The 25,926-nt window shown below is 64.6% G+C and carries 25 protein-coding genes; 14 read left to right on the top strand and 11 right to left on the bottom strand.

Translation table 11 applies throughout. The features are described 5' to 3' along the window. Window positions 1–2: 2 nt before the first annotated feature. A complete protein-coding gene (recN, locus tag CRO48_RS12270; RefSeq protein WP_097139627.1) occupies window positions 3–1,673 on the top strand; it encodes a DNA repair protein RecN in 1,671 nt (556 codons plus the stop codon). A 56-nt stretch (window positions 1,674–1,729) separates the two neighbouring features. Here the strand turns inward: recN and CRO48_RS12265 are convergent, their stop codons facing one another. After that, on the bottom strand, window positions 1,730–2,455 hold the full coding sequence (locus CRO48_RS12265) for a hypothetical protein (RefSeq protein WP_097139625.1): 726 nt from the start codon (window positions 2,453–2,455) through the stop codon (window positions 1,730–1,732). A 196-nt stretch (window positions 2,456–2,651) separates the two neighbouring features. On the opposite strand from CRO48_RS12265, the gene ligA reads away from it, so the two are divergent. Continuing rightward, entirely contained in the window at window positions 2,652–4,805 is a 2,154-nt protein-coding gene (gene ligA, locus CRO48_RS12260; RefSeq protein ID WP_097139623.1) for an NAD-dependent DNA ligase LigA, read from the top strand. A 130-nt stretch (window positions 4,806–4,935) separates the two neighbouring features. On the opposite strand, the gene CRO48_RS12255 is transcribed toward ligA, so the two are convergent. Together CRO48_RS12255 and CRO48_RS12250 are read right to left on the bottom strand one after the other, a co-directional pair. After that, window positions 4,936–5,676 carry a PAS domain-containing protein gene (locus CRO48_RS12255; RefSeq protein ID WP_097139621.1) on the bottom strand — a complete coding sequence of 247 codons (741 nt, stop codon included), beginning with the start codon at window positions 5,674–5,676 and terminating at the stop codon, window positions 4,936–4,938. 208 nt (window positions 5,677–5,884) lie between these two features. Next, window positions 5,885–7,888 (bottom strand): DEAD/DEAH box helicase, encoded by a 2,004-nt coding sequence (locus tag CRO48_RS12250; RefSeq protein ID WP_097139619.1) that lies wholly within the window; start codon window positions 7,886–7,888, stop codon window positions 5,885–5,887. A gap of 388 nt (window positions 7,889–8,276) precedes the next feature. Here CRO48_RS12250 and panC point away from each other — a divergent pair, with 388 nt between their 5' ends. The 4 genes from panC (at window position 8,277) to CRO48_RS12230 (ending at window position 11,248) form a co-directional block, all read left to right on the top strand. Next, window positions 8,277–9,152 carry a pantoate--beta-alanine ligase gene (gene panC / locus CRO48_RS12245; protein WP_097139617.1) on the top strand — a complete coding sequence of 292 codons (876 nt, stop codon included), beginning with the start codon at window positions 8,277–8,279 and terminating at the stop codon, window positions 9,150–9,152. A 2-nt stretch (window positions 9,153–9,154) separates the two neighbouring features. Further along, entirely contained in the window at window positions 9,155–9,985 is an 831-nt protein-coding gene (panB, locus tag CRO48_RS12240) for a 3-methyl-2-oxobutanoate hydroxymethyltransferase (protein ID WP_097139615.1), read from the top strand. A gap of 233 nt (window positions 9,986–10,218) precedes the next feature. Then, window positions 10,219–10,932 (top strand): AzlC family ABC transporter permease, encoded by a 714-nt coding sequence (locus CRO48_RS12235; protein WP_097139613.1) that lies wholly within the window; start codon window positions 10,219–10,221, stop codon window positions 10,930–10,932. Between the two features lies 1 nt (window position 10,933). Continuing rightward, on the top strand, window positions 10,934–11,248 hold the full coding sequence (locus tag CRO48_RS12230) for an AzlD family protein (RefSeq protein WP_097139611.1): 315 nt from the start codon (window positions 10,934–10,936) through the stop codon (window positions 11,246–11,248). A gap of 62 nt (window positions 11,249–11,310) precedes the next feature. On the opposite strand, the gene CRO48_RS12225 is transcribed toward CRO48_RS12230, so the two are convergent. Then, complete coding sequence (locus CRO48_RS12225; RefSeq protein ID WP_097139609.1) at window positions 11,311–13,149, bottom strand: aminopeptidase P family protein; 1,839 nt, start codon at window positions 13,147–13,149, stop codon at window positions 11,311–11,313. A 223-nt stretch (window positions 13,150–13,372) separates the two neighbouring features. On the opposite strand from CRO48_RS12225, the gene CRO48_RS32895 reads away from it, so the two are divergent. Then, a complete protein-coding gene (locus tag CRO48_RS32895) occupies window positions 13,373–14,437 on the top strand; it encodes a D-alanyl-D-alanine carboxypeptidase family protein (RefSeq protein ID WP_097139608.1) in 1,065 nt (354 codons plus the stop codon). Window positions 14,438–14,860: 423 nt separating this feature from the next. Here CRO48_RS32895 and CRO48_RS12215 read toward each other — a convergent pair whose 3' ends face one another. The 4 genes from CRO48_RS12215 to CRO48_RS32200 all read right to left on the bottom strand — a co-directional run bounded on the left by CRO48_RS12215 (window position 14,861) and on the right by CRO48_RS32200 (window position 17,919). Next, entirely contained in the window at window positions 14,861–15,754 is an 894-nt protein-coding gene (locus CRO48_RS12215; protein ID WP_097139606.1) for a 50S ribosomal protein L11 methyltransferase, read from the bottom strand. Between the two features lie 127 nt (window positions 15,755–15,881). Then, on the bottom strand, window positions 15,882–17,009 hold the full coding sequence (locus tag CRO48_RS12210; RefSeq protein WP_097139604.1) for an FAD-dependent oxidoreductase: 1,128 nt from the start codon (window positions 17,007–17,009) through the stop codon (window positions 15,882–15,884). A 12-nt stretch (window positions 17,010–17,021) separates the two neighbouring features. Then, the gene (locus tag CRO48_RS12205; protein ID WP_097139951.1) at window positions 17,022–17,621 is read right to left on the bottom strand and encodes an SCO family protein; all 600 of its coding nucleotides are present in this window, start codon (window positions 17,619–17,621) and stop codon (window positions 17,022–17,024) included. Between the two features lie 139 nt (window positions 17,622–17,760). After that, window positions 17,761–17,919: a hypothetical protein gene (locus tag CRO48_RS32200; RefSeq protein ID WP_097139602.1), complete on the bottom strand. Its 159-nt coding sequence runs from the start codon at window positions 17,917–17,919 to the stop codon at window positions 17,761–17,763. A 250-nt stretch (window positions 17,920–18,169) separates the two neighbouring features. Between CRO48_RS32200 and CRO48_RS12195 the strand changes: the two genes are divergently transcribed. The 3 genes from CRO48_RS12195 (at window position 18,170) to CRO48_RS12185 (ending at window position 20,009) form a co-directional block, all read left to right on the top strand. Continuing rightward, the gene (locus tag CRO48_RS12195) at window positions 18,170–18,634 is read left to right on the top strand and encodes a chemotaxis protein CheW (protein WP_097139600.1); all 465 of its coding nucleotides are present in this window, start codon (window positions 18,170–18,172) and stop codon (window positions 18,632–18,634) included. 166 nt (window positions 18,635–18,800) lie between these two features. After that, window positions 18,801–19,439, top strand: a complete 639-nt coding sequence (pncA, locus tag CRO48_RS12190) for a bifunctional nicotinamidase/pyrazinamidase (protein WP_097139598.1) — start codon at window positions 18,801–18,803, stop codon at window positions 19,437–19,439. A gap of 81 nt (window positions 19,440–19,520) precedes the next feature. After that, window positions 19,521–20,009 carry a hypothetical protein gene (locus tag CRO48_RS12185; protein WP_097139596.1) on the top strand — a complete coding sequence of 163 codons (489 nt, stop codon included), beginning with the start codon at window positions 19,521–19,523 and terminating at the stop codon, window positions 20,007–20,009. 84 nt (window positions 20,010–20,093) lie between these two features. On the opposite strand, the gene CRO48_RS12180 is transcribed toward CRO48_RS12185, so the two are convergent. Then, window positions 20,094–20,585 (bottom strand): CreA family protein, encoded by a 492-nt coding sequence (locus CRO48_RS12180; protein WP_097139594.1) that lies wholly within the window; start codon window positions 20,583–20,585, stop codon window positions 20,094–20,096. Here CRO48_RS12180 and CRO48_RS33245 point away from each other — a divergent pair. Further along, entirely contained in the window at window positions 20,584–20,709 is a 126-nt protein-coding gene (locus CRO48_RS33245) for a hypothetical protein (RefSeq protein WP_280952667.1), read from the top strand. The genes CRO48_RS12180 and CRO48_RS33245 overlap by 2 nt on opposite strands. Here the strand turns inward: CRO48_RS33245 and CRO48_RS12175 are convergent. Continuing rightward, window positions 20,706–21,455 carry a copper homeostasis protein CutC gene (locus CRO48_RS12175; RefSeq protein WP_097139592.1) on the bottom strand — a complete coding sequence of 250 codons (750 nt, stop codon included), beginning with the start codon at window positions 21,453–21,455 and terminating at the stop codon, window positions 20,706–20,708. The genes CRO48_RS33245 and CRO48_RS12175 overlap by 4 nt on opposite strands. 306 nt (window positions 21,456–21,761) lie before the next feature. On the opposite strand from CRO48_RS12175, the gene CRO48_RS12170 reads away from it, so the two are divergent. The 3 genes from CRO48_RS12170 to CRO48_RS12160 all read left to right on the top strand — a co-directional run bounded on the left by CRO48_RS12170 (window position 21,762) and on the right by CRO48_RS12160 (window position 25,105). Further along, a complete protein-coding gene (locus CRO48_RS12170; RefSeq protein WP_097139591.1) occupies window positions 21,762–23,183 on the top strand; it encodes an amidase in 1,422 nt (473 codons plus the stop codon). Between the two features lie 96 nt (window positions 23,184–23,279). Further along, window positions 23,280–23,483: a DUF1059 domain-containing protein gene (locus CRO48_RS12165; RefSeq protein ID WP_097139589.1), complete on the top strand. Its 204-nt coding sequence runs from the start codon at window positions 23,280–23,282 to the stop codon at window positions 23,481–23,483. A 512-nt stretch (window positions 23,484–23,995) separates the two neighbouring features. Further along, a complete protein-coding gene (locus CRO48_RS12160; RefSeq protein WP_176526737.1) occupies window positions 23,996–25,105 on the top strand; it encodes a DUF2778 domain-containing protein in 1,110 nt (369 codons plus the stop codon). 224 nt (window positions 25,106–25,329) lie between these two features. Here CRO48_RS12160 and CRO48_RS12155 read toward each other — a convergent pair whose 3' ends face one another. Next, window positions 25,330–25,764, bottom strand: a complete 435-nt coding sequence (locus CRO48_RS12155) for a hypothetical protein (RefSeq protein ID WP_097139585.1) — start codon at window positions 25,762–25,764, stop codon at window positions 25,330–25,332. Between the last annotated feature and the right edge of the window lie 162 nt (window positions 25,765–25,926).

The raw sequence follows: 25,926 nt of genomic DNA, 5'->3' as shown, positions 1-25,926 counted from the left end.
GGATGCTGGCACAGCTTTCGATCCGCGATATCGTCCTGATCGAACGGCTTGACCTTGGCTTCGACGCCGGCCTGTCCGTGCTGACCGGCGAGACCGGTGCTGGAAAATCCATTCTTCTCGACAGCCTTTCGCTGGCGCTCGGCGGGCGCGGCGACGGCTCGCTCGTTCGCCACGGGCTCGACAAGGGGCAGGTGACGGCGGTGTTCGATGTGCCGCAGGAGCATGCCGCGCGCGCCTTGCTGCGCGACAACGGCATCGATGACGATGGCGATCTGATCTTCCGCCGCGTGCAGTCCGCCGATGGACGCACCAAGGCCTATGTCAACGACCAGCCGGTTTCGGTGCAGCTGATGCGCCAGGCGGGCCAGAGGCTGGTGGAAATTCACGGCCAGCACGACGACCGTGCGCTGATCGATACCGATGCCCACCGGCTGCTGCTGGACGCCTTCGGCGGCCTCGGCGAGGCGGCAGGTGAGGTCGCGGTCCTCTATCAGCGCTGGCGCGAAGCCGAGCGTGCGCTTCGCCGGCACCGGGAAAAGGTGGCGGCTGCGGCGCGCGAGGCGGACTATCTGCGCTCGTCGGTGGAAGAACTGGAAAAGCTCTCGCCGCAGGACGGCGAGGAAGAGGTTCTGGCCGAGGAGCGGACGCGCATGATGAAGGCCGAGCGGATCGCCGGCGACATCAGCGAGGCGAGCGACTTCCTCAACGGCAATGCTTCGCCCGTGCCGGTGATCGCCTCGATGGTGCGGCGGCTGGAGCGCAAGGCCCAGGAAGCGCCGGGGCTGCTCGAAGAGACGGTCGAGCTGCTCGGCCGCGCCGTCGACCAGCTTTCCGACGCGCAGATGGCGGTCGAGGCCGCGCTGCGCAAGACCGAATTCGATCCGAAGCTGCTGGAACGGACGGAAGAGCGGCTGTTTGCGCTGCGCGCGGCCTCGCGCAAGTATTCCGTGCCGGTCTCCGGGCTGCCGGCACTAGCAGCGCGGATGATCGGCGATCTGGCCGATCTCGATGCAGGCGAGGAAAAGCTCGTCCATCTCGAACAGGGCATGAAGGACATGCGTGCGGCTTATGATGCCGCAGCGCGCGCGCTTTCGGAGCGCCGTCATCACACCGGCGAGGCGCTGGCCGCCGCCGTCATGGCGGAGCTGCCGGCGCTGAAGCTCGAGCGCGCCCGCTTCATGGTCACGATCACGACCGATCCCGAGAGCGGGGCGGAAGAGGGGATCGACACCGTCGAATTCCACGTCCAGACCAATCCCGGCACGCGTCCCGGCCCGATCATGAAGGTCGCATCCGGAGGCGAGCTTTCGCGCTTCCTGCTGGCGCTGAAGGTGGCGCTCGCCGATCGCGGTTCCGCACCGACGCTGGTCTTCGACGAAATCGATACCGGCGTGGGCGGTGCTGTGGCGGACGCCATCGGCCAGAGGCTGAAGCGCCTGTCTTCCACGGTTCAGGTTCTCTCGGTCACGCACGCGCCTCAGGTGGCCGCGCGTGCGGCGACGCATCTGCTCATCTCGAAGGGGCCGGTCGACGGGAGCGAGACGATTGCGACCCGCGTAGCCCGCATGGACGAGGACGCCCGCACCGAGGAAATCGCCCGCATGCTGGCCGGGGCATCGGTGACGGAAGAGGCGAGGGCAGCGGCGGCCAGATTGCTGTCCGGCGGCGTGTGAGGCGTTTCTGTCGCGGCGCGCTTGCCGGGCTGAGCCAAGCTCGAAGTTGTCTGCCGTTAAAGCGTCAGAGCCATGGACGCAGACAGGGTTGAGCCTGCGGCGTTCCCAGTCGCACCGTCAAGCAGCGAAAGCGCGGCGTCGATACCTGCCGATCCGTCCTGAAAACCTGCCGTCGTCTTGTTATGTTGCTCCATGTCCTCTTCGGCCTCGCGCATCATTGCCTTGATCCGGGCGGCGAGGCTCTTGAACTCGTCGGCAATGTTGCGGTCGGACCCTCCGGCCGGTGTCCGATCTCGCGCAAGATCGGTGGTCTCGCCATATCCGAACGGCGGTCGGTCGTCCTCACGATCGTCTGCGCTGGCTTCCCCGCGCGCTTGCGCGTACGCTCCGTCCGTTTCCACGGTTGCTGATTGTGATGCTCCGTCGGTCGCGACCGTATCCGCGACCGTCCCTGCTGCTGCGACCTGAGCGCCAGCCTGCGTGGCGGCCCCGTCTGCGTACTGGCGAATGGCCGCACCGAGCTCCTTGCCGAGTTGCGCCAGGCGCCGTGCGATCACCTCCGGCGGAAAACCGAACTGGATCAGCATGCGCAGTTCTTCCTTGATCCGCTCGAGCTTTTCCTCGGCGGCGGCCTCGCGGTCCTGTTGCGTCTGCTGGGACGTGCGCTTAAGGGTCGACAGGGCCTCGCGCGCCTCCTGGAGTGCTGTGTCTTCCGGCTCTAGAGCGGGGGCGCTGCGCCGATAGAGGAGGCTGCCCGCACCGATCGACGAAATCGAGGTCATGTCCTTGTCTCCGGACGCATAAAGATGGTGCCACCTGATCTATGATGCGGAGTTCGCGCGAAGCTGGTGCCCCGTCTCGGGCGTTCTTGCTGGTTGCTGCCGGTGTTGCGCTCGGACCCGGTGTGTACAGGGCGGATGCGATCTTTCCTTTCATGCCAGTTCCTCTAAAACATCACGCGGAATCGCGGAGTGAGCCATGGCAAACGAGAAAATCCCGGTCGAAGCGTTGAGCGAGGAGCAGGCGGCAGCCGAGCTTGCCTTTCTGGCAGCCGAGGTCGCGCGGCATGACGAACTCTACCACGGCAAGGATCAGCCGGAGATTTCGGATGCCGACTACGACGCGATGAAGCGTCGCAATGACGCGATCGAGGCGCGGTTCCCGGCGCTTGTGCGCGACGACAGCCCCTCGCGCCGCGTGGGCGCGGCCCCGCTTGCGACCTTCGCGCCGATCATGCACGCCCGGCCGATGCTGTCGCTCGACAACACCTTTTCGGACGAGGACGTGCGCGACTTCATCGCCTCGGTCTATCGTTTCCTCGGCCGGTTGCCGGACGACTCGATCGCCTTTACCGCCGAGCCGAAGATCGACGGCCTGTCGATGTCGATCCGCTACGAGAACGGGCGACTGGTCAATGCGGCGACGCGCGGCGACGGCACGACGGGCGAAAACGTGACGGCCAACATCCTCACCATCGCCGAGATCCCCAAGCGGCTTCCCGCCGGGGCTCCTGCGATCGCGGAAGTGCGCGGCGAGGTCTACATGGCCAAGAGCGACTTCCAGGCCCTGAACGCGCAAATGGCGGCCGAAGGCAAGCAGACCTACGTCAATCCGCGCAATACGGCTGCGGGTTCGCTGCGCCAGCTCGACCCGACGGTGACGGCGAGCCGGAAGCTGCGCTTCTTCGCCTATGCCTGGGGCGAAATGAGCGAGATGCCCGCCGATACCCAGTTCGGCATGGTGCAGGCGCTGAAATCGTGGGGCTTTCCGGTCAATCCGCTGATGAAGCGGCTTTTCAACGTGGATGCGATCATCGCCCACTATCGCGAGATCGGGCTGGAGCGGCCGGACCTCGACTACGACATCGACGGCGTCGTATACAAGGTCGATCAGCTCGACCTGCAGGCGCGGCTTGGGTTCCGCTCACGCAGCCCCCGCTGGGCCACCGCGCACAAGTTTCCCGCCGAACAGGCGCTGACGACCCTGACGGCGATCGACATCCAGGTCGGCCGGACGGGTGCGCTGACGCCGGTTGCGCGGCTGGAGCCGGTGACGGTTGGCGGCGTGGTCGTGACCAATGCGACGCTGCACAACGAAGACTATATCCGCGGTCTCGGCAACAGCGGCGAGCCGATCCGCGACGGACGCGACATCCGCGTCGGCGACGTCGTCATCGTCCAGCGCGCTGGCGATGTCATTCCGCAGATCGTCGACATCGTGCCGGAAAAGCGTCCGCCAGAGGCCGTGCCCTACGAGTTCCCGAAGACTTGCCCGGTCTGCGGCAGCCATGCCGTGCGCGACATTCACGAGAAGACGGGCAAGGTGGATGCGGTTCGCCGCTGCACCGGCGGCTTCGTCTGCCGTGCGCAGGCGGTCGAGCACCTGAAGCACTTCGTTTCGCGCAACGCCTACGACATCGAGGGCCTTGGATCGAAGCAGATCGACTTCTTCTTCGAGGCGGACGACCCGGCGCTGTCGATCCGCACCGCGCCTGACATCTTCACGCTGGAGAGGCGGCAGGAAGCCTCCCTGACCAAGCTGGAAAACATCGACGGTTTCGGCAGGGTGAGCGTACGCAAGCTCTTCGAGGCGATCAATGCGCGCCGCACTGTTGCGCTCAATCGCTTCATCTACGCCCTCGGCATCCGTCATGTCGGCGAGACGACGGCGAAGCTCTTGGCGCGAGCCTACGGCACCTATACGGCGTTCGAGGCCGGGATGAAGGAGGCGGCGCCCCTCAGCGGCGACGCCTGGAACGACCTCAACAACATCGACGGCATCGGCGAGGTCGTCGCCCGCGCCATCGTCGAGTTCTACAAGGAGCCGCGTAACCTGGACGTGATCGAGCGCCTGCTGGCGGAAGTCACGCCGGAAGCCGCCGAGGTGCCGGTGGCAAGCGACAGCCCGGTGGCCGGCAAGACCGTCGTCTTCACCGGCTCTCTGGAAAAGATGACGCGCGACGAAGCCAAGGCGATGGCCGAACGTCTCGGCGCCAAGGTCTCCGGCTCGGTGTCGAAGAAGACGGATCTCGTGGTGGCAGGACCGGGTGCCGGCTCCAAGCTGGAAAAGGCGCGCGAGTTCGGCGTCGAGGTGATCGACGAGGACGCCTGGCTGGAGCGCGTCAAGGCCTGAGGCGTGGGCCTCGATACAGGCTGTCGTCTCCCCTGCCGCACGCTGCAGGAGACGATCGACGGCGGCCGTCACCTGCCGGTGTCCTGCGGCGCTGTGAGCGATCAGCTTGGCGGCGCCGATGATCGGGGCGTCAGTTGTCGCGGCGGCGGCGGTCTGGGCCTTCGTGGATCACGACCAGTGCACCGATCAGCGTCTTTTCGTCGGCGTAACAGGGCGTCAGCCTGCGGCGGATCACGATGATCTTGCCATCGGTTTCCCGGGCATTGGTGTCTTCCACGACCTCGCCGGCGAAACACCGGTCCAGATTGCGCTTGATACGGCCGTTGAAGCTCTCGACGCCGACGATCTCGCGGACGTGGCGGCCGACGAGTTCGTGCGGCTTTCGCTTCAGCCGCTCCGCATCGCTGGCATTGGCATAGAGGTAGCGATAGTCGGTCGTGACGACGGCGACGCGCTCGGCCAGGGTGTCGAGCTGGCCGACATCGAGAACGCCGTTCCTGACGGGTGCCGACAAGGCGGGCAGGCCCTTCTGGTCGACGGGGCGGGTGCGAACGGTGATGTAGCGCCTGAGCAGCAGTTCTATCAGGTCCGCATTGTTGCGCACGCTGGAGGCGTCGTCGGCCTGCTCGCGCAGGAGCTTCAGCAGGGCGGTGAACTGCGCCTGCTGCTCGGCGGCATCCAGCGTCTGGTGATCGATGAGCGCGGAGAGGGCGGAGGTCAATTCCCGGTCGAGGCGGCGCACCGTTGGCAGGTTGTCGTCGGCGATCGCGTCGTACAAACGCCGGTAGCGATCCCAGAACTCCTCCGTCAGGCGCTCCATGGCGCCTGATGCAACGCTGTTTTCGCCCGGATTTCGTTCCACGTCTGCCATTCAGCCCGCCAACAGATGCCCACGCACCCATCCTGATTCGGCAATCCTGTCGCCTTGCTGCGACAATAGGATCGTTCCGCTCGCGGGTGAAGCGAAATCCCGCCGAAATGGCGCGGTAAGCGGGAAATTCCGGGCATTTGGGCGGCCAGTGCGCAAATGCCCGGGGCATGCTGAGGGCATGTTCGGGGCAGGGGACGGCGGGCGGCGATCAGCCGCCGGACTTGCGCGGCTTCTTCTTTGCCGGCGAATGGCCTGCGCCATGCTGGCTGCCCGTCCCTTTGTCGTTGTGGAACTTGTCCTTGTAGGGCTTGCCCTTGCCGCCCTTGTTGCCGTCGCCGGCCTTGGCCGGGCGCTCGTCGCGGAAGGGAGCGTTGTGCGCCCGCTTCTCGGCAGAGGGGGCCGCGTCCCACTTCTTGCGGGGCGGCTTTGCCTCGAAATCGCGATCGTCGGAGCGCGGCTTGTCGGCGCGACGCGGCTTGCCGGTTTCGCGGTCGCCATCGGAATCGCGGTTCTTGCCGAAGGCACGGCTGGGCCTGTCGCCTGCCGGCATGGCACGCGAGCGCGCCGGCATGTCCGGCACTCCATCCAGCGCCTTCACGCGAATGCCCTTTTCTATGAGGTGCTTCGGGCCGATCCTTCCCAGGAACTCGTCGGCGATGTGCTCGGCAAGCTCGACATAGGTCTCCTCGGGCTGCATGCGGATCGCGCCGATCTCGTCACGGGTGATGTTTGCGGCGCGGCAGAGCATGGGAATGAGCCAGCGCGGCTCGGCATTCTGCTTGCGGCCGACCGACAGCGAGAACCACTTGCCCGGGCCGAAAGCCGCACGTGGCGCACGTTCGGTGCGTTCGCCGGCCTCGCCCTGCGGGCGTTCGCGTGCGGGGCGGCGCTGCGTCAGGTCCACCTCCCGCAGCTCTTCCGGGGCGGAACGACCGCCACGATAGAGGCGGGTGAAGGCCGCGGCCAACTGCCGGGGCTCGAAGGCCGAAAGCAGCGTCTCGACGAAGGCCTCCTCGTCCTCGGCGACGGGTTCGGTGAGGATCGGGTCGGCAAGCAGCCTTTCGTCGTCGCGGCGCAGGATTTCCTCGGCGGACGGGGCCTGAGCCCATTCGGCCTTGATCTTGCCCGTCTGCAGCAGCCGCTCGGCGCGGCGCATTGCGGGGAGGGGAACGATCAGAGCGCTGACGCCCTTGCGGCCGGCGCGTCCGGTGCGGCCGCTCCGGTGAAGCAGCGTGTCCGGGTTCGTGGGGAGGTCGGCGTGGATGACCAGTTCCAGATTGGGCAGGTCGATGCCGCGGGCGGCGACGTCGGTGGCGATGCAGACGCGGGCGCGCCCGTCGCGCATCGCCTGCAGCGCATGCATGCGCTCGTTCTGCGACAGTTCGCCGGAAAGGGCGACGACCGCAAAGCCGCGGTTGTTCAGCCGGGCCGTCAGGTGATTGACGGCAGCGCGCGTGGAGCAGAAGACGATCGCCGTCGGCGCATCGTAGAAACGCAGCACGTTGACGATCGCGTTCTCGCGATCGTGCGGGGTGACGGCGAGCGCGCGATAGGCGATGTCGCCATGCTGGCCGCGCTCGGCCGCAGTCGTCACGCGAACGGCGTCGCGCTGGTAGCTGCGGGCGAGTTCCTCGATCGCGCGCGGGACGGTTGCCGAAAACATCAGCGTGCGGCGGTCTTCGGGGGCTGCATCGAGAATGAACTCGAGATCCTCGCGGAAGCCGAGGTCGAGCATCTCGTCCGCCTCGTCGAGCACCACTGCCTTCAGTTGCGAAAGGTCGAGGGCGCCGCGATCGATGTGGTCGCGCAGCCGTCCGGGCGTGCCGACGACGATCTGGGCGCCGCGTTCCAGGGCCCGCCGCTCGTTGCGGATATCCATGCCGCCGACGCAGGATGCGATGACGGCACCGGTCTCCCCGTAAAGCCATTCCAGCTCGCGCTTCACCTGCAGGGCGAGTTCGCGCGTGGGCGCGATGGCGAGCGCAAGCGGCGCGCCGGCGCGGCCGAACCGGTCCTCGCCGCCGAGCAGCGTCGGCGCGAAGGCGAGGCCGAATGCCACGGTCTTGCCGGAGCCGGTCTGGGCGGAGACGAGCAGGTCCGCTCCCTCCAGGGCCGCGTCGGAGACGGCCTTCTGCACCGGCGTCAGCGTGGTGTAGCCGCGTTTTGCCAACGCGCTTGCCATAGCCGGAGCGAGGCCTTCGTATTCGGTCATCGGATGTCTTTCGGATGTCTTGAGCTTGGCCGCGCGACGGGACGGGCACTGGTATGCGCCAGCATCTCCGCCGGCGCCGGTTTGGTGCGTTCCTACTGGTAAGAAGGGAAAAAGTACAGGCACAATATCGCATAGGGGATCTCTGCGCCTGAGAATGGTCCGGCGCCGGGTTGGCGATTGTGTTTTTGCGCTGCACAAGATAGAAAGCGCCGCTGCCCCGCCATGCAAGACTGCAGCGGGCAGCCGCATCCTTGGGAGGGGGTGTGGAGGTGCTGCCGCAAATGCCGGAGACGGCGTTGCAGCGGATGCGCCGAAGATGAAGAGTGCCGCCGCATCTGTCACGTCTGTTCGGACGGCGGGTGCGGCAAGGGATTGGAGGATCCGTCCTATGCAGACCTTTACGACAATCGCGGGGCTACGCGCGGCCCTTGCGCCGTTGCGCGCGAGCGGCAAGGCAATCGGGCTGGTGCCGACGATGGGATACCTGCACGTCGGTCACATGGAGCTGGTGCGCCGTGCGCGCGAAGCCAACGAGGTGGTCGTCGCCTCGATCTTCGTCAATCCCTTGCAGTTCGGTGCCAGCGAGGATCTGTCACGCTATCCGCGCGACCTGCCGCGCGACCAGAGAATGCTGGAGGACGCCGGTGTCGATTTCCTGTTCGCTCCAGGCGTTGAAGACATGTATCCGCGCCCAATGGAAACGGTCGTCGACGTGCCGACGCTGGGATCGCAGCTCGAAGGTTCGGTGCGGCCGGGGCATTTTTCCGGCGTCTGCACGGTCGTGAGCAAACTCTTCAATATCGTCGGGCCGGATCGCGCCTATTTTGGCGAGAAGGACTACCAGCAGCTCACGATCATCCGCCGCATGGTCGAGGATCTGGCGCAGCCGGTCGAGGTCGTGGGTGTTTCCACCGTGCGCGAGGCCGACGGGCTCGCCTGTTCTTCGCGCAATGTCTATCTCGATACCGCGCAACGTGCTGCCGCAGTCATCGTGCCGCGCGCTCTGGACGAGGCGGCGCGGATCATCGCCGAAGGCGAAACGGATCCTGCCAGGGTCGAAGCTGCCGTTCGCGGTTTTATCGCCGCCGAGCCGCTCGCCGAGCCGGAAGTCGTGGCGCTTCGCCATCCCGACACGCTGGCGGAAATCGCAGATATCGGCGATCGGCCGGTGCTCTTATTGCTTTTCGTGCGCATAGGGAGCACCAAGTTGCTCGATAACCGCGTTATCGCACCCAAAAAGCAGACAATAGCAAAGGTAGCCTGACCATGAGCGTACATGTAGCGAAGCGGCGTCTCGCTCCGGCCGATATCAGGGGCCTGAAGGGTGAGCGTCCGATCGTCAGCCTGACGGCCTATACGACGCCGATCGCCAAGCTGCTGGATCCGCACGTGGATTTCATGCTCGTCGGCGATTCGCTCGGCATGGTGGTCTACGGCCTGGATTCCACCGTCAGCGTCACTCTGGAAATGATGATCGCGCACGGACAGGCGGTCATGCGCGGTTCTGAAAGAGCCTGCGTGGTCGTCGACCTGCCGTTCGGCTCCTATCAGGAATCGAAGGAACAGGCCTTCCATAGCGCCGCGCGCGTCCTCAAGGAAACGGGATGCAGCGCGGTCAAGCTCGAAGGCGGGGCGGAAATGGCCGAGACGGTCGATTTTCTCATCCAGCGCGGCATTCCGGTGCTCGGCCATGTCGGCCTCATGCCGCAGCTGATCAATACCACGGGCGGTTACCGCTCGCTCGGCCGCAGCGACAAGGAGGCGGAGAAGATCCGCCGCGATGCCAAGGCGATCGCCGATGCAGGCGCCTTCGCAATTGTGATCGAGGGAACGGTCGAGCCGGTGGCCCGCGAAATTACGGGCGCGCTGAGCGTACCCACCATCGGCATCGGCGCTTCGCCGGCCTGCGACGGTCAGGTCCTGGTGGTGGACGACGCGCTCGGCATCTTCACGGATTTCAAGCCGCGCTTCGTCAAGCGCTTCGCCGACCTTGCGCCGCAGATCAGCGCTGCCGTCGAGGCCTATGCCGAAGAGGTCAAGGCACGCACTTTTCCCGGCCAGGAACACACCTTCCAGGTAAAGACCAAGCCGGCGTGAGAAAACGTTGATCCGACGTCGGCACGACGCCGGATCAACGTTCAGCAAAAGCGATCGATACATCAGCCTTATTCAATTGCGCTGAGTGTTGTGTCCGACTAAGCCTGTGCAGATCGGAAGCTCCGCCCCCGACACGCTGCTTGCTGCTTTCGCCATGTCTTCTCCGAGACCGGTTCCCGCTTTCGCCAGGCATGTCTTCGTGCGGAGCTTCTGCATGCAGGAGACGGACATTCGTGAACAAACGTGAATTCTTCGAGGGCGTTCGCCAGGGGACGCCGGTGTGCATTTCCGCCGCGCCTTTCGGTGCCCTTTTCGGGGCAGTCGCCGTCGCCAACGGCCAGACGATCGCCGAGGCGCTTCTGATGAGCATGACGATTTTTGCGGGCGCCAGCCAGCTCGTCGGTATCGAGTTGTTCGGCCAGAAGATCGCCGCCTGGGTCATCGTGCTTTCGATTTTCGCGGTGAATTTCCGGCACATCCTCTATTCGGCGGCGATGGCGCCGTTTGTGCGGCATTTCTCGGCCGGCGAAAAGTTCGTGGCGTTCTTCCTGCTGACGGATCCGCAATTTGCGGAGACGGTCAGGCGTGGCGAGGCAAGGGGAAAGGTGAGCTTTTCCTGGTATCTCGGCTTTGGCCTGGTGATCTATGTGCCCTGGCAGGCGATGACGGTGCTGGGGGCCGTCTTCGGGAAGCTGATCGGTGACCCCAAGCTGATCGGTATCGACGTGCTCCTGCCGATCTACTTCATGGCCCTCGTGCTCGGCTTCCGCAAGCGTGCGAACTTTCTGCCCGTCGTTGCGATCAGCGGCGCGGTATCGGTGATCGCCTACCATACCGTCGGCTCGCCCTGGCATGTCAGCATCGGTGCCATCGCCGGAATGCTGCTGGCGGCAATGCTGCCGGGGAAGCGGAACCCGAAGCTGCACGAAGCCGGCCAGGAGGTCTGATATGGACGCGTTCTTCCATGCCGACATGGTCGCCGTCATCCTCGCCGGCGCCGTCGCGACCTTCCTGACGCGCATCGGCGGCTATATCCTCGTCATGCGGATGAAATCGATCCCGCCGCGCCTGGAGGCCGCATTGAACGCGGTGCCGGCGGCGGTCCTGACCACGCTCGTCGCTCCCGCCTTTTTTACCGGCGGCCCTGACGTTCAGGTGGCAATGGCGGCGGCGCTGATCGCCAGCCTGCGGCTGTCCAGCCTGCCGATGCTCGCCGTTGGATGGTGCGCCGTCATGGTCATGCGCTACGTACTCACCGCCTGAAATCGGGCCGCGGCATCGGTTTGTCGCGACCCATGTTTTCGAAATTCACCTCGGACGGCGAACTAGCCGTGGCTGAAGGGCGAGGTTGCGGACACCAGCCAGTCACGCACGCCAGCGTCATCGATCAGGGGCAGCAGCGCTTCGCGCGTCAGCGCATGATAGGTGTCGAGCCAGTGCAGTTCCTCGCGCGTCAGGAGTTCCGTGACGACGAGGCGCTTGTCGATCGGGCAGAAGGTCAGCGTCTCGAAACCCAGCATGTCGGCGTCGCCGCCTTCGATCGGCGCGGCGGGAAGGACATGGATCAGGTTCTCGATGCGGATGCCGAAACTGCCGGGGCGATAGTAGCCGGGCTCGTTCGAAAGGATCATGCCGGGGAGCAGCTCCTGCGTCGACAGGCGCGCAATCCGTTGCGGCCCTTCGTGCACGGACAGATAGGAGCCGACGCCGTGGCCCGTGCCGTGCGCATAGTCGCCGCCTGCCTTCCAAAGCGCGATGCGGGCAAGCGGATCAAGATCGCAGCCGCGCGTGCCCTTCGGGAAACGGGCAGTGCTGATGGCGATCATGCCCTTCAGCACGAGCGTGAAGAAGCGCTTCTGCTCGTCGGGCACGCTGCCGATCGCGACGGTGCGGGTGATGTCGGTTGTGCCGTTGATGTACTGCGCACCGGAATCGATCAGGAACAGCGTCCCGTCTTCCAGCTTCGCGTCCGAATCCGTCGTCACGCGGTAGTGCATGATCGCGGCGTGGGCGCCCGCACCGGCGATTGTGTCGAAGGAGATGTCCTTCAACGGATTCTGCATCCGTTCACCGACATTTGCCCGGCAGGCTTCGAGCTTCTTCGTGACCTCGATCTCAGACAGGGTTCCGGGCGTGGTCGAATCGAGCCAGGCCAGGAATTCGGCCATGGCTGCGCCGTCCTGCAGATGCGCTTTGGCGGAGCCGGCGAGCTCGACCTCGTTCTTGCAGGCGCGCGGCAGGCGGGCGGGATCGGCCGCCTCGATGACGGTGCCGCCCGCAGAGCGGATCGCCTCGCCCAGCGCAAACGGTCCCTGATCGGGATCAAGCATGATGCGCTTGCCCTGGCGCGCGAGCCCTTCCATGCGGCCGGCGAAGGCGGACGGGGCGAGCAGGTCGGCCATTTGCGTGAGATAGGCTTCTTCCTCGATCCCGGTCTTGCGCTTGTCGATGAAAAGTTCGGCCTTGCCGTTCGAATCAAGGATGGCGCGTGCAAGCGGGTGAGGGGTGTGCGGCACGTCGCTGCCGCGAATGTTGAAGAGCCAGGCGATCGTCGAGGGGTCGGTGACGGCAAGCACGTCCGCTCCACCCTCGGAGACCTTCGCCGCCATGTCAGCGAGCTTGTCCTTGGCAAGCTTGCCGGCGAATTCGAGCGGCTGGATGCGGACGCGGCCGAGCGGTTCTGCTGGGCGGCCGTTCCAGATCCGGTCCAGCGGATTGGCCGTCAGCAGGACGAGCTGGCCGCCGAGGCTTTCGAGCGCCTTTTCGAGCCTGCGCACCTCGGCGGCGGTATGCAGCCACGGGTCAATTCCCAGCCGGAAGCCCTTCGGCGCGTTCTTCGGGATCCACAGATGCGGCGGCTCGCCGACGAGGTCTCCACCCTTGAAGACGCTGCCGTCGACCTGTTCGGCCAGCTGGGTGACATAGCGCCCGTCGACAAAGACGATCGCGTCGCCGCGCATCACCAGCGCAATGCCGGCAGAACCGGTGAAACCGGTCAGCCACGCCAGCCGTTCCGCGCTCTTCGGCACGTATTCGCCCTGAAACTCGTCGGCGCGCGGCACCAGGAAGCCGTCGATGCCGAGGTCGTCGAAAGTGGCGCGCAACGCATCGGCGCGCTCGCGGCCGAACTGCGGGGTGGAGGTGACGTCGAAACTCTGGAACATGGCTGGTTTCCGAATGAGACTGGATTCGGAGCGGACTCTAGTGCAACTGCCGGCGAAGGGGAATTGCGTCCACCGAGAAGGCTGCGAATAAGCGACGGCGTCCTATTGGCCGTGCGCTTCGTGACCATTGCGGCCGCCTGCGCACGATCGCCGCGGCAGCAAGTGCTTGTGCTTTGGCGGCGCATCGTGTCATTTGGGCGTCCTTCCCTCTGGAGACTGGCACATGACCACGAACAAAATGGCCGGACGACCATGGAAAAGACTGGTGTTCATCGCATCCCTTTTCACATGGGTCACATCGGCAGCGGCAAACGCCACGCCGGTTCTTGTCGTGGATGCCGACAATCATCAGGTGCTTTATCAGGAGGACGCCGGGGTGCCCTGGTATCCGGCCTCGACGACCAAGCTGATGACGGCGCTCGTCGTCTTTGAAGCGCTTCGATCCGGCGAGGTGACGCTGACGACACCCGTCATGATGACGCGTAACGCGATCAAGCAGGCGTTTCTGGAATCCGGCCTGACCTTCGGGCGGACGATGACGCTGGAAGACGCGCTTTTCGCCATGATCGCCGCATCGGCGAATGACGTCGCTGTCGCCCTTGCAGAAGCCGTGGCTTCCGACGAAGCCTCTTTCGTCCGGCGGATGAACGAGGCATCGGCTCGCCTGGGGCTGACTGGCACCCATTTTTCCAACCCGAACGGCCTGTTCGACAGGAACAACTATACGACCGCGCGCGATCTTGCGATTCTTGGCATGGAAGTGGACCGGGCGTTCCCGGAACACCGGCGGTTCTTCATGGCCTCGGCGGTCACGATCGACGGCAAGGAGATCAAGTCCAACAACCTGCTGCTGACCCGCTTCAGTGGCACTATCGGAATGAAGACGGGCTTCCTGTGCGCATCAGGGCGCAACATCGTTGGGCTGGCCACACGAAATGGCAGGCGCGTGATGGTGGTCGTTCTGGGGGCGACCACGGAGCGCGAGCGAAACGAACGGTCTGCGCAATATCTGACGCAAGCCTTTGACGGCCGCCTCCCTTCTTCCGATGCGGGATTGGTCGACAATCTGCAAAACCGGACCGATGTCGCGCCGCAGGACATGCGCATTCGCCTCTGCACCGACCAGAGTGCGGCCTATGAGGCCAGTCGAGACGCGCTTTATCCGATGGGCCTGCCGGGGCACGAAACCTATTTGCAGGACCAGATCCCCGGCCAGGTCCATGCGATCAGTACCTGGGCCAACGACAATGCGTCGGACGTGCCTTTGCCAAGCCCGCGCCCTTCCTGACGCCGGGAGCGAACCGGTGATGTTTGCCGTGAGATGTGAGATCCTCTCGTAACGTGAGGCTCAAAGTTTCATTATGCGCCAGGTGCATGGCTCCCATGCTTAAAAAACGCTGTGATAAATTTCCGGCTGAGCTATAAAGCGCGCATCGAAGCGAACGCGAAACGCGCTCGAAACGAAAGTAATCGAAAGTTTCGCCGTGAGGCGATCTTGCTAGGTGTTCCGATCAGGCGCTTGTCCGGTCACTCCTCCTCCCTCCTCCGGGTAGGCGTTCGGAATACGTAGAGTCCGCTTGAGCACTCCTCCTCCTAGCTCGCGGACAGGTCGGGAAACCGGCCAATAGGCGGTGTCTCTGGCACCGCCTTTTCTTTTTAAGCCTCCCGACCGCAACCCTGCGCGGTCGGGAGGCTTTTCTTTTCCCGGTCGTTACGGCCTGTCGAAATCCGGCCTGTCGAGATGGATGGTCACCCAGCCATTGCGCCAGATCGTACGGACATGGCGCAGGCCCGCGCCGTTGTAGGCGGCTATCACCTTCCAGCGCTGGTTTGCGAGGATGCCGGAGAGCACCACCTGGCCGCCCGGTGCCAGGTTTGCCACGAGTTGCGGCGCCATGCGCATCAGCGGGCGGGCGAGGATGTTGGCGATGATGAGGTCGAACGGGCCGTGGCGGCGGAAGGCGGTGTGGTGGAAGCCGGGAGCCGTCTCGAGCGTCAACCCGGTCGCAATGCCATTCTTGCGGACGTTCTCGCGCGCCACCCTTGTGGCGATCGGGTCGATGTCGGTTGCCAGCACCGGAATGGCCGCCAGCTTGCGGACCGCGATCGCCAGCACGCCGCTGCCGGTGCCGAGGTCTAGGGCGGAGCGGATCTTTCTCGCGCGCGTGACGCTTTCTATGACCTCCAGGCAGCCGGCGGTGGTGCCGTGGTGGCCCGTGCCGAAGGCCTGGCCGGCATCGATCTCGATTGCGATCTCGCCCGCCCGCGCCTTTCCGCGGTCATGCGAACCGTGGACGATGAAACGTCCGGCGCGCACCGGCTGCAGGCCTTCCAGCGATTTGGCGATCCAGTCGACGTCGGGAATGACCTCACGCTGGATCTCCGCCTCGGGGAATGCCGGCTTGAGGAGGTTCGCGAAACGCTCCCGCATCTCCTCTTCCTCGTCCATCATCAGGTAGAGCGAGGCTTCCCAGATGTCGCGCTTCTCGTCGATCTCCATGGTCGCGATCGCGTATCCCTCGTCCTCAAAGGCATCGGTCATCAGGGAGAGAATTGCGTCGGCGTTCTTCTCTGTCGTGGAAATGAAGAGGCGGATTTCGCTCACGGTCGGCTGTTCCTGATTGGCGGGGCTGGCCCGGCGCCTGAAAGATGGGGGGCTGCGACATGCGGAGCATCCGGCAGCGCCATGGTGCGCGGCGACGTAGCATGTCCCGCAGCAAGGCGCAAAGAATTCAGGCTGCGGCGAGCCAGGGCGGATGCGGCGTGTCCATCCCGGCGATGCCCTTAAGCAACGCGTCTTCGGCAAAGGGCAGGTGGGAAAGAAGCGGCAGCAGGCGGTTGCGCAACGTCAGCGACGAAGGCCGGTCCATGGTGACGATCGCCGTCAGCATTCGCGTCTGGCGCAGCACGCGGCGTACGGCGGGGAGGCGAAGCCGCGAATATTCCTCCTCCCGCCCCTCGGCAATCAGCCAGGCGAGCCAGCAGGCATCCTCGATGCCGAGGTTCATGCCACGAGCGCCGATCGGCGAATGGATGTGCGCGGCGTCACCAGCCAGATAGACGCGTCCCTTCGCCATCTCCGGGACATGGCGGAAACTGATCTTGAACTGCGAACGCCAGGTCTGGGCCGCGGGCGCCGCAGGATGGGCGATGCGCTCTTCGAAATCGGCATGCGTCGAGATGTAGCGCAGGAGGTTGGTGCGGATCGGGATGCAGGCAAGCACGCCAGGATTGGTGAAGTCGACGCGCGCATGGCTGGCGTCGACGGGCGCATCATAGGCGTAGTCGGCGAGAAAGAATTCGTTCTCCAGGGCGTTTCCCGGAAAGGAGAGCCCGCAGGACCGGCGAACGAGCGAATGCGCGCCATCCGCGCCTATGAGGATCGACGGCTTGACTGTTTCGCCGCTGTCGTCGTCGCGATGCACCGTAACCTCCGGCGCGCGGGTGCCACCGTTGACGGAAATGACTGCGGTGCGCCATTCGGGCGCGATACCGAGCGCCTTGAGCCGTGCCAGCAAAAGGCGTTCCGTCACCCCCTGCGGCAGGATGCTGAGCGCCGGATATTCGCCGCGATACCGGTTCGTCCTGACCGTCAGAAGCGGGTTGCCGAGGGAGGAAAGACGCAGGCCCTCGATCTGCAGCGCCTGGGCCTGGATATCGGCGGTCACGCCCGAAGGGGCCAGCAGCCTCAGCGTGCGGGCATTGATGCCGAGCGCGCGGCTCTCTTCTCCCGCCACAGGGCCGTCGTTTTCGCTGACGATGCGCGGCTTCAGGCCGCGGCGCGCCAGTTCGAGCGCAAGCGCAAGGCCCACAGGTCCCGCGCCGGCGATGAGAATCGAAGTGTCGGCGCGTGAAACCATGATCGGAGATTCCTATCCCTTGATGAGGTTCTCCAGCTTTTGTACGGCAACATCCGGGTTCTCGCCATAGGCGATCGTGCCCCGGAAACGGCCGTCGCGATCGAGGAGGAAGACGGAGGCGGTGTGATCCATGGTGTATTCGCCGTCTGGCTGTTTCTCGTCGACCGGCACCTTCCGCGCATAGACGCGGAAGCCCTTGACCATGTCCATCACCTTGTCTGCGGGGCCGGAGATGCCGGTTATCCGCTTGGAAACGTTGGATACATAGTTCTGGACGATTTCAGGGGTGTCGCGTTCCGGATCCACGGTGATGAAGTAGGCCTGCATCTTCGTGCCGTCGGGATCGGTCTTCGAAAGCCATCCGTCGAGCTCGAAAAGCGTTGTCGGGCACACTTCGGGGCAATGCGTGAAGCCGAAGAACAGCGCGGTCGGCTTGCCGGTGAACGCCTTCTCGTCGATCGGGCTTCCATCCTGCGCAACAAGCGTGAAGGGAACGCCGAACGGTCCCTCGGTGAGCTTTTCGTCCGCCCGGTTCAGTTCCAGCGTCAACCAGCCGAGCAGGCCGGCGAGGAGGACGATAGCGATCCAAAGTGCAATGCGTATGGTTTTCATGGAACGATCCGACATCAGTGACGGCCGATCCGCGGCTGCGGGCGGCTCCATCGCTGTCTTTAGTGCCTTGCCGTAGGAGGCGCAAATGTGCCGATCGCCGCATGGCGATTATCGCGAGAAAGTGATTGTCAGCGCGAGTTCAGAAACACCAGGCAAGGCCGCTCTCGGCCATGGAAAGCAGGATCGACGAACCGTGCCCGATCCAGCCGGCAAAGGCGATGGCGAGGATCGCCGTGGCAAGCGTCGCCGCAAGGGCCACGGCCAGTGTGGATCGGAGGGACAGGCGGTTCCGTGTCATGCCGGCATCCTAGCGCAACATCCGGCCGGGCGGAATGGTGGCCTGATTACGGCGCTCGGCCGATGATTTCCAGCGGTTCGGGTGTGCCGGAACGGAGAGTTGGCGGTCCATTTTTAGCGCTTCCTTAATCTATCCTTGCGAATCTCCGGACGCGTATGGGCCGTCGCGGCCCCTCGGGCATGAGGTCCCGTGGCTGTCGAGCCTCGCGCATTTGCGATCCTGCCTCCGAAGTCTGGGAAGAAGCTGAACCATGACGAATGCCATCAAGCAATCCGGTGCCTATCTCGAAATCGTCTCGTTTCATCTCGGAGACCAGGAATTCTGCATCGACATCATGGCAATCCGCGAAATCCGCGGCTGGGCGCCGGTGACGCCGATGCCGCACACGCCGCCCTACGTCCTCGGGCTGATCAACCTGCGCGGCGCCGTCATCCCCGTGATCGACATGGCCTGCCGTCTCGGCATGAAGCAGACCGAGCCGTCGGAGCGCTCTGCCATCATCGTCACAGACATTGCCGGCAAGCTCGTCGGGCTGCTGGTGGAACAGGTCTCGGACATGATGACCATCAAAAGCGAAGACCTGCAGCCCGCACCGGAGATCATTCCGGAAGCGCAGCGCGCGTTCTGCCGTGGCATCGTCGCTCTGGAAAAGACCATGGTCTGCTTCCTCAATCTCGACACCGTCATCGCCGACGAACTGGCACAGGCCGCCTGAGCGACTTCGATTTCCGGCGTGGTTCGCAGCCCCGGCCGACCCGCCGGGGTTTTGCGTTTCTGGTCAATGTGTTCGTAGCTTCGGTTCATCAAGTTCTTGATTTCGGGCGGCGGAATGTTCCATTCTCGCCGTGTCGGGACCTCTCCCGTCGGACGGGAGTACCATCATGAAGTGCCTGCTGCTCATCGATCTACAGACCGGATTCTGCCCCGGCGGCAATCTCGCCGTGCCTGGAGGAGACGAGGTGATCCCGATCGCCAACCGGCTGATGGACGAAGGCGGCTATGATCTGGTGGTCGCCTCGCAGGACTGGCACCCTGTCGGCCACGGCAGTTTCGCCTCCAGCCATCCCGGCAAGCAGCCCTTCGAGATGGGAGAGCTGAAGGGGCAGCCGCAGGTGCTTTGGCCCGACCATTGCGTCGAGCACACGGACGACGCCGCACTGCATCCCGAACTCGATCTCAGCAAGATCGACTATATCCAGAAGAAGGGCATGGATCGGCTTGTCGACAGCTATTCGGCCTTTCGCGACAACGACCGTTCCGCCCATACCGGGCTTGCCGACTATCTGAAGGAGCGGGGCGTCACCGAGCTCGATATCGGCGGGCTTGCGACCGACTACTGCGTCCAGGCCTCGGCGATCGACGCGGTGGACATGCTGCCGGGCGTGCGGGTTCGCTTCGTCGAGGACCTGAGCCGCGGTATCGATCCGGCCACGATCGCTGTGGCGGAAAAGGCCATGGCGGCGGCGGGTGTCGCGACCGTCCGCGCGTCGCAGATCCTGGCGGAAGCGCGGGGCGGTTGAACCGGGCGGGCGGAACAATCCGCAAGCACCGGCATTTCCCCTTCGAATGTGCGCGACAACAGCGCCCGAAGGGAGAAAAAGATGAAACCGTTTACAGCTCTTTCGTCCATTCTGCTTGCCAGTGCCATCGCCGTTCCCGCCTATTCGGCAACCCTTATCGACGGCAGGAAAGTGCCGGTGCCGACCCCGCGTCCGGTGGAAATGGCCCAGGTTTCGCCAGACACGATGCAGCCGGCGGCGCCTGCCCCTGCTCAGCCATCCGATCGCCAGTCTACCGACATGATGAGCACGGGCTCCATTTCACCCGGCGTATCGGGCATGGGTGATTTTCAGGTCGTTGACGTGACCAAGATCGCCGTGCAGCGCGTGGACGAAATTGCCGACGAGGACACGCGCCAGCAATACCGGATGATGAGCGACGACAAGGCCGACGACGTGCAGAAGCTGCAGTCGGACATTCGCTCCAACCCGGACCTGGTCGCCGCGCTTGAAGCGCAGCAGGTCAAGGTCGAGCACATCCTGTCGGTTCAGCAGAACGGCGACGGCAGCGTGACCTTCATCGTCATGTAACGGGCATCGTCCTATAGCCGGCGTCGTCAAGCGGAGCTTGCGGCCTTTCGGGAGGGTGGCCGCAATGGGTCCGGCGTGGGCCGCCTATTGCGGCTTTCCGTCTGTCCAGGTGACGTTGCTTTGAAACAGCGGCACCGTGGAAATCGACATCTTCGCCGACCCCTCGGTCAACTCGCGGGAGTGGGCGAGATAGATCAGGGTGTCGTTCTTGCGGTCGTAGATGCGCGTCACCACAAGTTTCTTCCAGACCAGCGACAGGCTGGATTTGAAGACTTCCTCGCCGCCTTTCGACAGGTCGATGTCGCCGATCGTGACCGGGCCTGTCTGGCGGCAGGCGATGGCGTTGTTGGAAGGATCCTCGAACCAGTTGCCGTTCTTCAGCCGGTCAAGGACGCCGCGGTCGAAATAGGTGATGTGGCAGGTGACACCGGCCACCTTCGGATCGCTCACCGCATCGACCAGGATGTCATTGCCCATCCAGTCTACCCCGACCTCGCCGACCGTATCGGCTGCAGCGGACGTGGCGAGAAGGGCAAGGCCCGCTGCGAGGGCGATGCGAAGGCGGGAGGCGGTCATGGGCAAGTCTCCGGTTGAACTTCAGCCTGATTTCTTTTCCTCAGGTAGGATCGGCGAGCCGGTTTGCAATCCGCGCCAATTGACGCGCCGTCTGATTGCTGCGGCCACGGTGCTGCTTGACTAGGTGCTCTTCGCGGCTGCGATCGTTGCGCGGACGGCTTCGGGATCGGTCAGGGTCAGTTCATACTCGCGGTCTTTCTCGGTGCCGCCCATCCCAACATGCAGATTTCTGAACGCCATGCCGCTCTGCACGGTTTTGAGGGCGGCGAAATGCAGCTCCTTCAACCTTGTCGCGTCACGGACGGCCGCAATATTGTTCGCGTCGAGTGCCCCGCAGCCCATGACGACGATGCGGTCGCCAGCCTGGTCCACCGACTGGCGCAGGATCGCGATCCCCTCCAGTGCGGTATCGCGCTGGCCGGAGGTCAACACCCGGTCGACGCCGCAGCGGATGAGCGCTTCGAGCGCCTCGCCGGCATCCTCGGTCATGTCGAAGGCGCGGTGGCAGGTGACCGACATGGGGCGGGCGGCGGCGACGAGCGCCTTGGTCCTCATCTCGTCGATGCGGCCATCCGGCGTCAGGCAGCCGATGACGACGCCGGCCACGCCTTCGGAACGCAGGGCTTCGATGTCGGCGCGCATCGTGTCGAATTCCGCCTCGGAGTAGAGGAAGTCGCCGCCGCGGGGGCGGATGATGACATGGACGGGGATGCGGGCCGCCTTCACGGCGGCGCGAATGGTGGCAAGGCTCGGCGTCAGGCCGCCCTCCATGAGGCTGGCGCAAAGCTCGACGCGATCGGCGCCGGCCTCCTGCGCGGCCAGAAAGCCGTCGATGCCTTCTACGCAGAGTTCGATAAGCGGTGCCGTCATGAAAAGCCCTTCCCGGTGATTCCCTCGGCACGTTAGGGCGCTGCGCCCGGGCCGGCAAGCATCGCGCCGCTTGGCGTCGGCAAATGGTACGGCAGGCTGAGCGAAGCTGACCCTGCGACATTGTGATTAGCCGATGTGAGCCGCAGATACGGTGCGTTTCGGCGCACTCGGCCTGCAGCACGGCGAGCCCGTCCGTCCGTCCTCGATTTTTTCTTTTGTGCAGTGATTTCTAACTCTTGCCGCATGCGCTAGCTTGCCTCGCCGTCCTGCCTTGGCCGGCAGGGGCCAGCAGGGGAGCAGCGCCGAATGGATGAAATCACGAGCCTTTCCGCAACGGCGCTTTCGCGTGCGATCCATTCCCGCCACGTCAGTTGCCGGGCGGTGATGGAAGCCTATCTCGCCCGGATCGCGGCGCTGAACCCGAAGGTGAACGCGATCGTCAGTCTTCGCGATACGGCGCCGCTTCTTTCTGAAGCGGATGCGGCGGACCGGGCGCTGTCTGAGGGACACACCTGCGGCTGGCTGCATGGGATTCCCTTTGCCGTGAAGGACCTGTCCGAGGCGAAGGGCCTGCGCTGCACCTACGGATCACGCAGCTACAACGACTACGTGCCTGACTTCGACGACATCCACGTGGAGCGGATACGCGCCGCAGGCGCAATCTTCATCGGCAAGACAAATGCCCCCGAGATTGGGCTCGGATCGCACACCTATAACGGCGTTTTCGGCGCGACGCGGAACCCCTACGACCTCAGCCGAAGTGCTGGCGGCTCTTCGGGAGGGGCAGGGGCCGCTCTTGCGGCGCGGATGGTTGCCGTTGCCGATGGTAGCGACATGATGGGTTCGCTGCGCAACCCGGCCGCCTTCAACAATGTCGTCGGCTTTCGTCCGAGTTTCGGCCGGGTGCCGTCGCTGGGGAGCGAGCTCTATCTCGGCCAGCATGCGGTCAACGGGCCGATGGGACGCTGCGTTGCCGACGTGGCGGCGCTGCTTTCGATCCAGGCCGGATACGATGCGCGCGATCCGCTTTCCCTCCCGGATGAGGCGTTGCTGCTCGAAGCGCGGAAGGACTGGTCCGGCGTCCGGATTGGCTGGCTTGGCGATTATGGCGGCCATCTGCCATTCGAGCCGGGCGTTCTGGAACTCTGCCGCGACGCGCTGACCGTCTTTTCCTCGCTCGGCGCTTCGGTCAGCGACGTGCCTGTCCGCTTCGACATGGAACGCCTGTGGTGGGGGTGGCGCACCTATCGCCACTTCCTCGTCGCGGGCGGACAGGCCGCAGACTACGCCGATGGGGACAAGCGGGCGCAGATGAAGCCCGAGATGCGCTGGGAGGTCGAGAACGGACAGGCGATGTCCGCCACCGACGTCCTTGCCGCTTCCGCGATCCGCAGCGAGTGGTATCGCCATGTTCTCGACCTCTTCAAGACGAACGACTTCCTCGTTCTGCCGTCCGCGCAGGTCTTTCCCTTTGACGTCGACCTCGACTGGCCGAAGGAAATCGCGGGACGATCGATGGATACCTACCACCGCTGGATGGAGGTGGTCATCGGGCCGACGATGGCGGGGCTGCCGGTCGCGGCCATGCCGGCCGGGTTCGGGACAGCCGGGCTGCCTGCAGGGATCCAGATCATCGGCCGTCCGCGTGCCGACGCAGCCGTTCTGCAACTGGCAGCGGCATACGAGGCCCGCACGGACTGGCTGCAGCGCATGCCGGCGCTTGTCTGAACCCAGGGCGGCGTACCCTTTGTGATTTGTCGAGGTCACAGCCGGGGCGTATTCTCTTCCGCCCGGCGTGCGCCGGGGCGCAATCGGGAGGAAGCCATGGGTCGCAAATACATAGACTGCCGGGAGTTTCCGAGCGAAATGAAGTGCACGATCGCCATATCCGCCGACACCGAAGAGGAGTTGGTCGATGCGGCCGTCCTTCACGCCGTCACCGTGCATGGCCATGATGATACACCCGCATTCCGGGCGGAAATCCGGCACGCCATTCATGACGGCATGCCGCCGCTGAAAGTCGCCTGAAGCCCATCCGGCGGCGCGCCAGGGTTGCTTTTGCGTTTGTCGTCGCGCGGTGCCGCGGCGATAAAGCTGGCCGTTCGTCCTGAAAAAAATCGACAAAAGGGAATGCGCAAGCAAAAAAGCTTTCCGCGTTAAGCGTCGCCGATAGCGGTCTTGCCAAAAAAAATCTGCGCCGATCTGGGCCAGCTGACCCCTTTGAAATCGTTTGGTGATTCGCCGTCATACTCGTGCCTGGCGAGCGCTGGTGCGCGTCTTGGCAAGCGGCGTAAACCAATTGCTTACCATAGTTTGACATCAATTTGGTCATTGTTTCGACCAGCACGCATGGCACGGGGCGCCCGGAAAAATCGGCGCTTGGACGCCTTGGTGTCGGTCCCGACGGCAATCCGTACGATTGGCGCCGGATCGAGTAACGCGTACCGTGGGTAGCGAGTACTATGGCGTCAGTCGTTGTCGCGTGCAGTGGAAATTCGCCCAGCTTCGGCTGGCTGTCCTTCATCAGAAAACCGCGCGGCATGGCTCTTGCCGCGATTGGCGCCTGCCTCTCGGTCGCGGCCGGAGCCTGGATCGTCGCAGCGCTGGCGACTGTGCAGACGATGACGCCGGCAGCGGCGGGCAAGCAGGGGCGTCTGCAGGCTTCGCTCGATCTGCCGAGCGTGGCGCGGGCGCAGCCGGTCGAGCGCAACATTCGCGTCCGAAAATTCGCCCGCCTGTCGAAGACGCCGGCCGACCAGCTGTGGCCCGCAGGGCTGACGGTGGCGGTGATCAAGGACCATTACGACAGGCGCCAGGCGCAAGCGGTCGCCCGCATGGAGCGCGAGACGGCGAAGACGGCGAAGGCCTATGCCGTCGCGGCCGCATCGCGGACCAAGGCCGGAGCTATCGCCGAGGCAAACGCAACCGTCCAGGCGACGCTGGTCTCCGCACTGGTCGATCCCGGCGTGACCCGCGCCTCCGTATCCGGCAAGCCTTTCAGCCTGGTGATGGCGGAAGAGGCGCGCGATGCGGTGGCGGCTCTTCCCGATACGATCCCGCTGCCGGAGGCGCGTCCGAAGGCACTTGCGAAGATCGTGGAGAAGCCCCAGAACCAGCGTACAAAGCCTGTTGCCCGCGAGCTGGCCTATGCGAGCCCCGCCCAGGTCGACAGCGACGACGAGATGCGCGAGACCAAGCCCGGCCTGTTCGGCTCGCGCAACCGTTCTCGCGGCCGCACCGCCTACTACGATATTTCGGCTGGCGTCGTGCACCTGCCGAACGGCGAGCGGCTTGAGGCGCATTCGGGTATCGGCAAAATGCGTGACAATCCCAAGTACGTTCACATGAAGATGCGCGGCTCCACGCCGCCGGGGACTTTCAAGCTGACCATGCGCGAGAAGCTCTTCCACGGCGTCGAAGCCCTGCGCATGACCCCTGTCAATGGCGTGCATCCGCACGGCCGCACCGGGCTTTTGACCCATTCCTACCTGCTCGGCCGCAACGGCAACTCGCACGGCTGCGTTGCCTTCAAGAACTATCCGCGCTTCCTCGCCGCCTTCAAGCGCGGGGAGATCGACACGCTGGTAGTGGTCCCGAGCATGTCCTCCGGAAAAACACGGCTCGCGTCACTGTTTGGCGGAAAAGGCTGACAGCCGACAGACCAACAGCAACCCGCGATCGCGCGCGTTGCTGTCCGGCTACGGAACCCGTCGCCGCACACGAGGTCGATCAGTCGGCCCCGTGCCGCGTGCGGTCACGATCAGGCACAGGTGATCATTGGGCGCATATGTTGCTCCCGATGAGCGCCACGCTGCCACATCTCTGATCGACGCAGGCTCCCGCCTTCGAAACAGTCCCGTTCCCAAGGCTTGCGCTATGCCATGAACAACCTGCGCAATATCGCGAAGAAGCCGGGAGGCTTCGGCGCGAGAACGGCACGAATCTGAGCCGCGGCGGTGCCGGCACTGACAGCCGAACCGTAGTGGCAGTAGCAGATGACCTCGTGCAATTCGTCGTCCGACAGCTCGAAGAACCGGCGAGCCTCGCCATATGTATCATCAGCCAGCCCGGCCGACCGCAGCACCGGATCGGCGAATGCCACCGAAATCGGTGAGCCGTCGCCGCGCATGTTGGCGCGAACGCTCGGCGACTGATGTTCCGTCTGACGCAAGGTCGACAGATGCCAGTGCGGATTCTTCTCCAGGAGTTCCGCCCAGCGTTCCAGACGCTCCGTGCGCGTCATGGTCTGAGCTGGAAAGGACTCGACTTCCGCAACAAGCCGCAGTTGTTCGACTGTTTGATGCTTCATCTTGGACTCCCATGTAGAGGATGGTTGTTCCGCCCCCGATGCTCATGCAGCCCCACGCAAATAGCGTGAACCCATTGGCGGCGGATGTCCAATCACGATAGGAGACTGTTGGTTCTTTCGGCGATCGCCGGGGAGGGCGGGATCGCCCGCCCTGCACACGCT

It is taken from the genome of Rhizobium subbaraonis (genome assembly GCF_900220975.1).
GTDB classification, from domain to species: domain Bacteria; phylum Pseudomonadota; class Alphaproteobacteria; order Rhizobiales; family Rhizobiaceae; genus Mycoplana; species Mycoplana subbaraonis.
The sequence above is the reverse complement of the archived record's forward strand: the minus strand, read 5'-3'. Positions and strand labels throughout refer to the sequence as shown.

Coding starts and splice junctions, on each gene's coding strand:
- recN (WP_097139627.1), top strand. CDS start 3: ATGCTGGCACAGCTTTCGATCCGCGATATCGTCCTGATCGAACGGCTT.
- CRO48_RS12265 (WP_097139625.1), bottom strand. CDS start 2,455: ATGACCTCGATTTCGTCGATCGGTGCGGGCAGCCTCCTCTATCGGCGC.
- ligA (WP_097139623.1), top strand. CDS start 2,652: ATGGCAAACGAGAAAATCCCGGTCGAAGCGTTGAGCGAGGAGCAGGCG.
- CRO48_RS12255 (WP_097139621.1), bottom strand. CDS start 5,676: ATGGCAGACGTGGAACGAAATCCGGGCGAAAACAGCGTTGCATCAGGC.
- CRO48_RS12250 (WP_097139619.1), bottom strand. CDS start 7,888: ATGACCGAATACGAAGGCCTCGCTCCGGCTATGGCAAGCGCGTTGGCA.
- panC (WP_097139617.1), top strand. CDS start 8,277: ATGCAGACCTTTACGACAATCGCGGGGCTACGCGCGGCCCTTGCGCCG.
- panB (WP_097139615.1), top strand. CDS start 9,155: ATGAGCGTACATGTAGCGAAGCGGCGTCTCGCTCCGGCCGATATCAGG.
- CRO48_RS12230 (WP_097139611.1), top strand. CDS start 10,934: ATGGACGCGTTCTTCCATGCCGACATGGTCGCCGTCATCCTCGCCGGC.
- CRO48_RS12225 (WP_097139609.1), bottom strand. CDS start 13,149: ATGTTCCAGAGTTTCGACGTCACCTCCACCCCGCAGTTCGGCCGCGAG.
- CRO48_RS32895 (WP_097139608.1), top strand. CDS start 13,373: ATGACCACGAACAAAATGGCCGGACGACCATGGAAAAGACTGGTGTTC.
- CRO48_RS12210 (WP_097139604.1), bottom strand. CDS start 17,009: ATGGTTTCACGCGCCGACACTTCGATTCTCATCGCCGGCGCGGGACCT.
- CRO48_RS12205 (WP_097139951.1), bottom strand. CDS start 17,621: ATGAAAACCATACGCATTGCACTTTGGATCGCTATCGTCCTCCTCGCC.
- CRO48_RS32200 (WP_097139602.1), bottom strand. CDS start 17,919: ATGACACGGAACCGCCTGTCCCTCCGATCCACACTGGCCGTGGCCCTT.
- CRO48_RS12195 (WP_097139600.1), top strand. CDS start 18,170: ATGACGAATGCCATCAAGCAATCCGGTGCCTATCTCGAAATCGTCTCG.
- pncA (WP_097139598.1), top strand. CDS start 18,801: ATGAAGTGCCTGCTGCTCATCGATCTACAGACCGGATTCTGCCCCGGC.
- CRO48_RS12185 (WP_097139596.1), top strand. CDS start 19,521: ATGAAACCGTTTACAGCTCTTTCGTCCATTCTGCTTGCCAGTGCCATC.
- CRO48_RS33245 (WP_280952667.1), top strand. CDS start 20,584: ATGGGCAAGTCTCCGGTTGAACTTCAGCCTGATTTCTTTTCCTCAGGT.
- CRO48_RS12180 (WP_097139594.1), bottom strand. CDS start 20,585: ATGACCGCCTCCCGCCTTCGCATCGCCCTCGCAGCGGGCCTTGCCCTT.
- CRO48_RS12175 (WP_097139592.1), bottom strand. CDS start 21,455: ATGACGGCACCGCTTATCGAACTCTGCGTAGAAGGCATCGACGGCTTT.
- CRO48_RS12170 (WP_097139591.1), top strand. CDS start 21,762: ATGGATGAAATCACGAGCCTTTCCGCAACGGCGCTTTCGCGTGCGATC.
- CRO48_RS12165 (WP_097139589.1), top strand. CDS start 23,280: ATGGGTCGCAAATACATAGACTGCCGGGAGTTTCCGAGCGAAATGAAG.
- CRO48_RS12160 (WP_176526737.1), top strand. CDS start 23,996: ATGGCTCTTGCCGCGATTGGCGCCTGCCTCTCGGTCGCGGCCGGAGCC.
- CRO48_RS12155 (WP_097139585.1), bottom strand. CDS start 25,764: ATGAAGCATCAAACAGTCGAACAACTGCGGCTTGTTGCGGAAGTCGAG.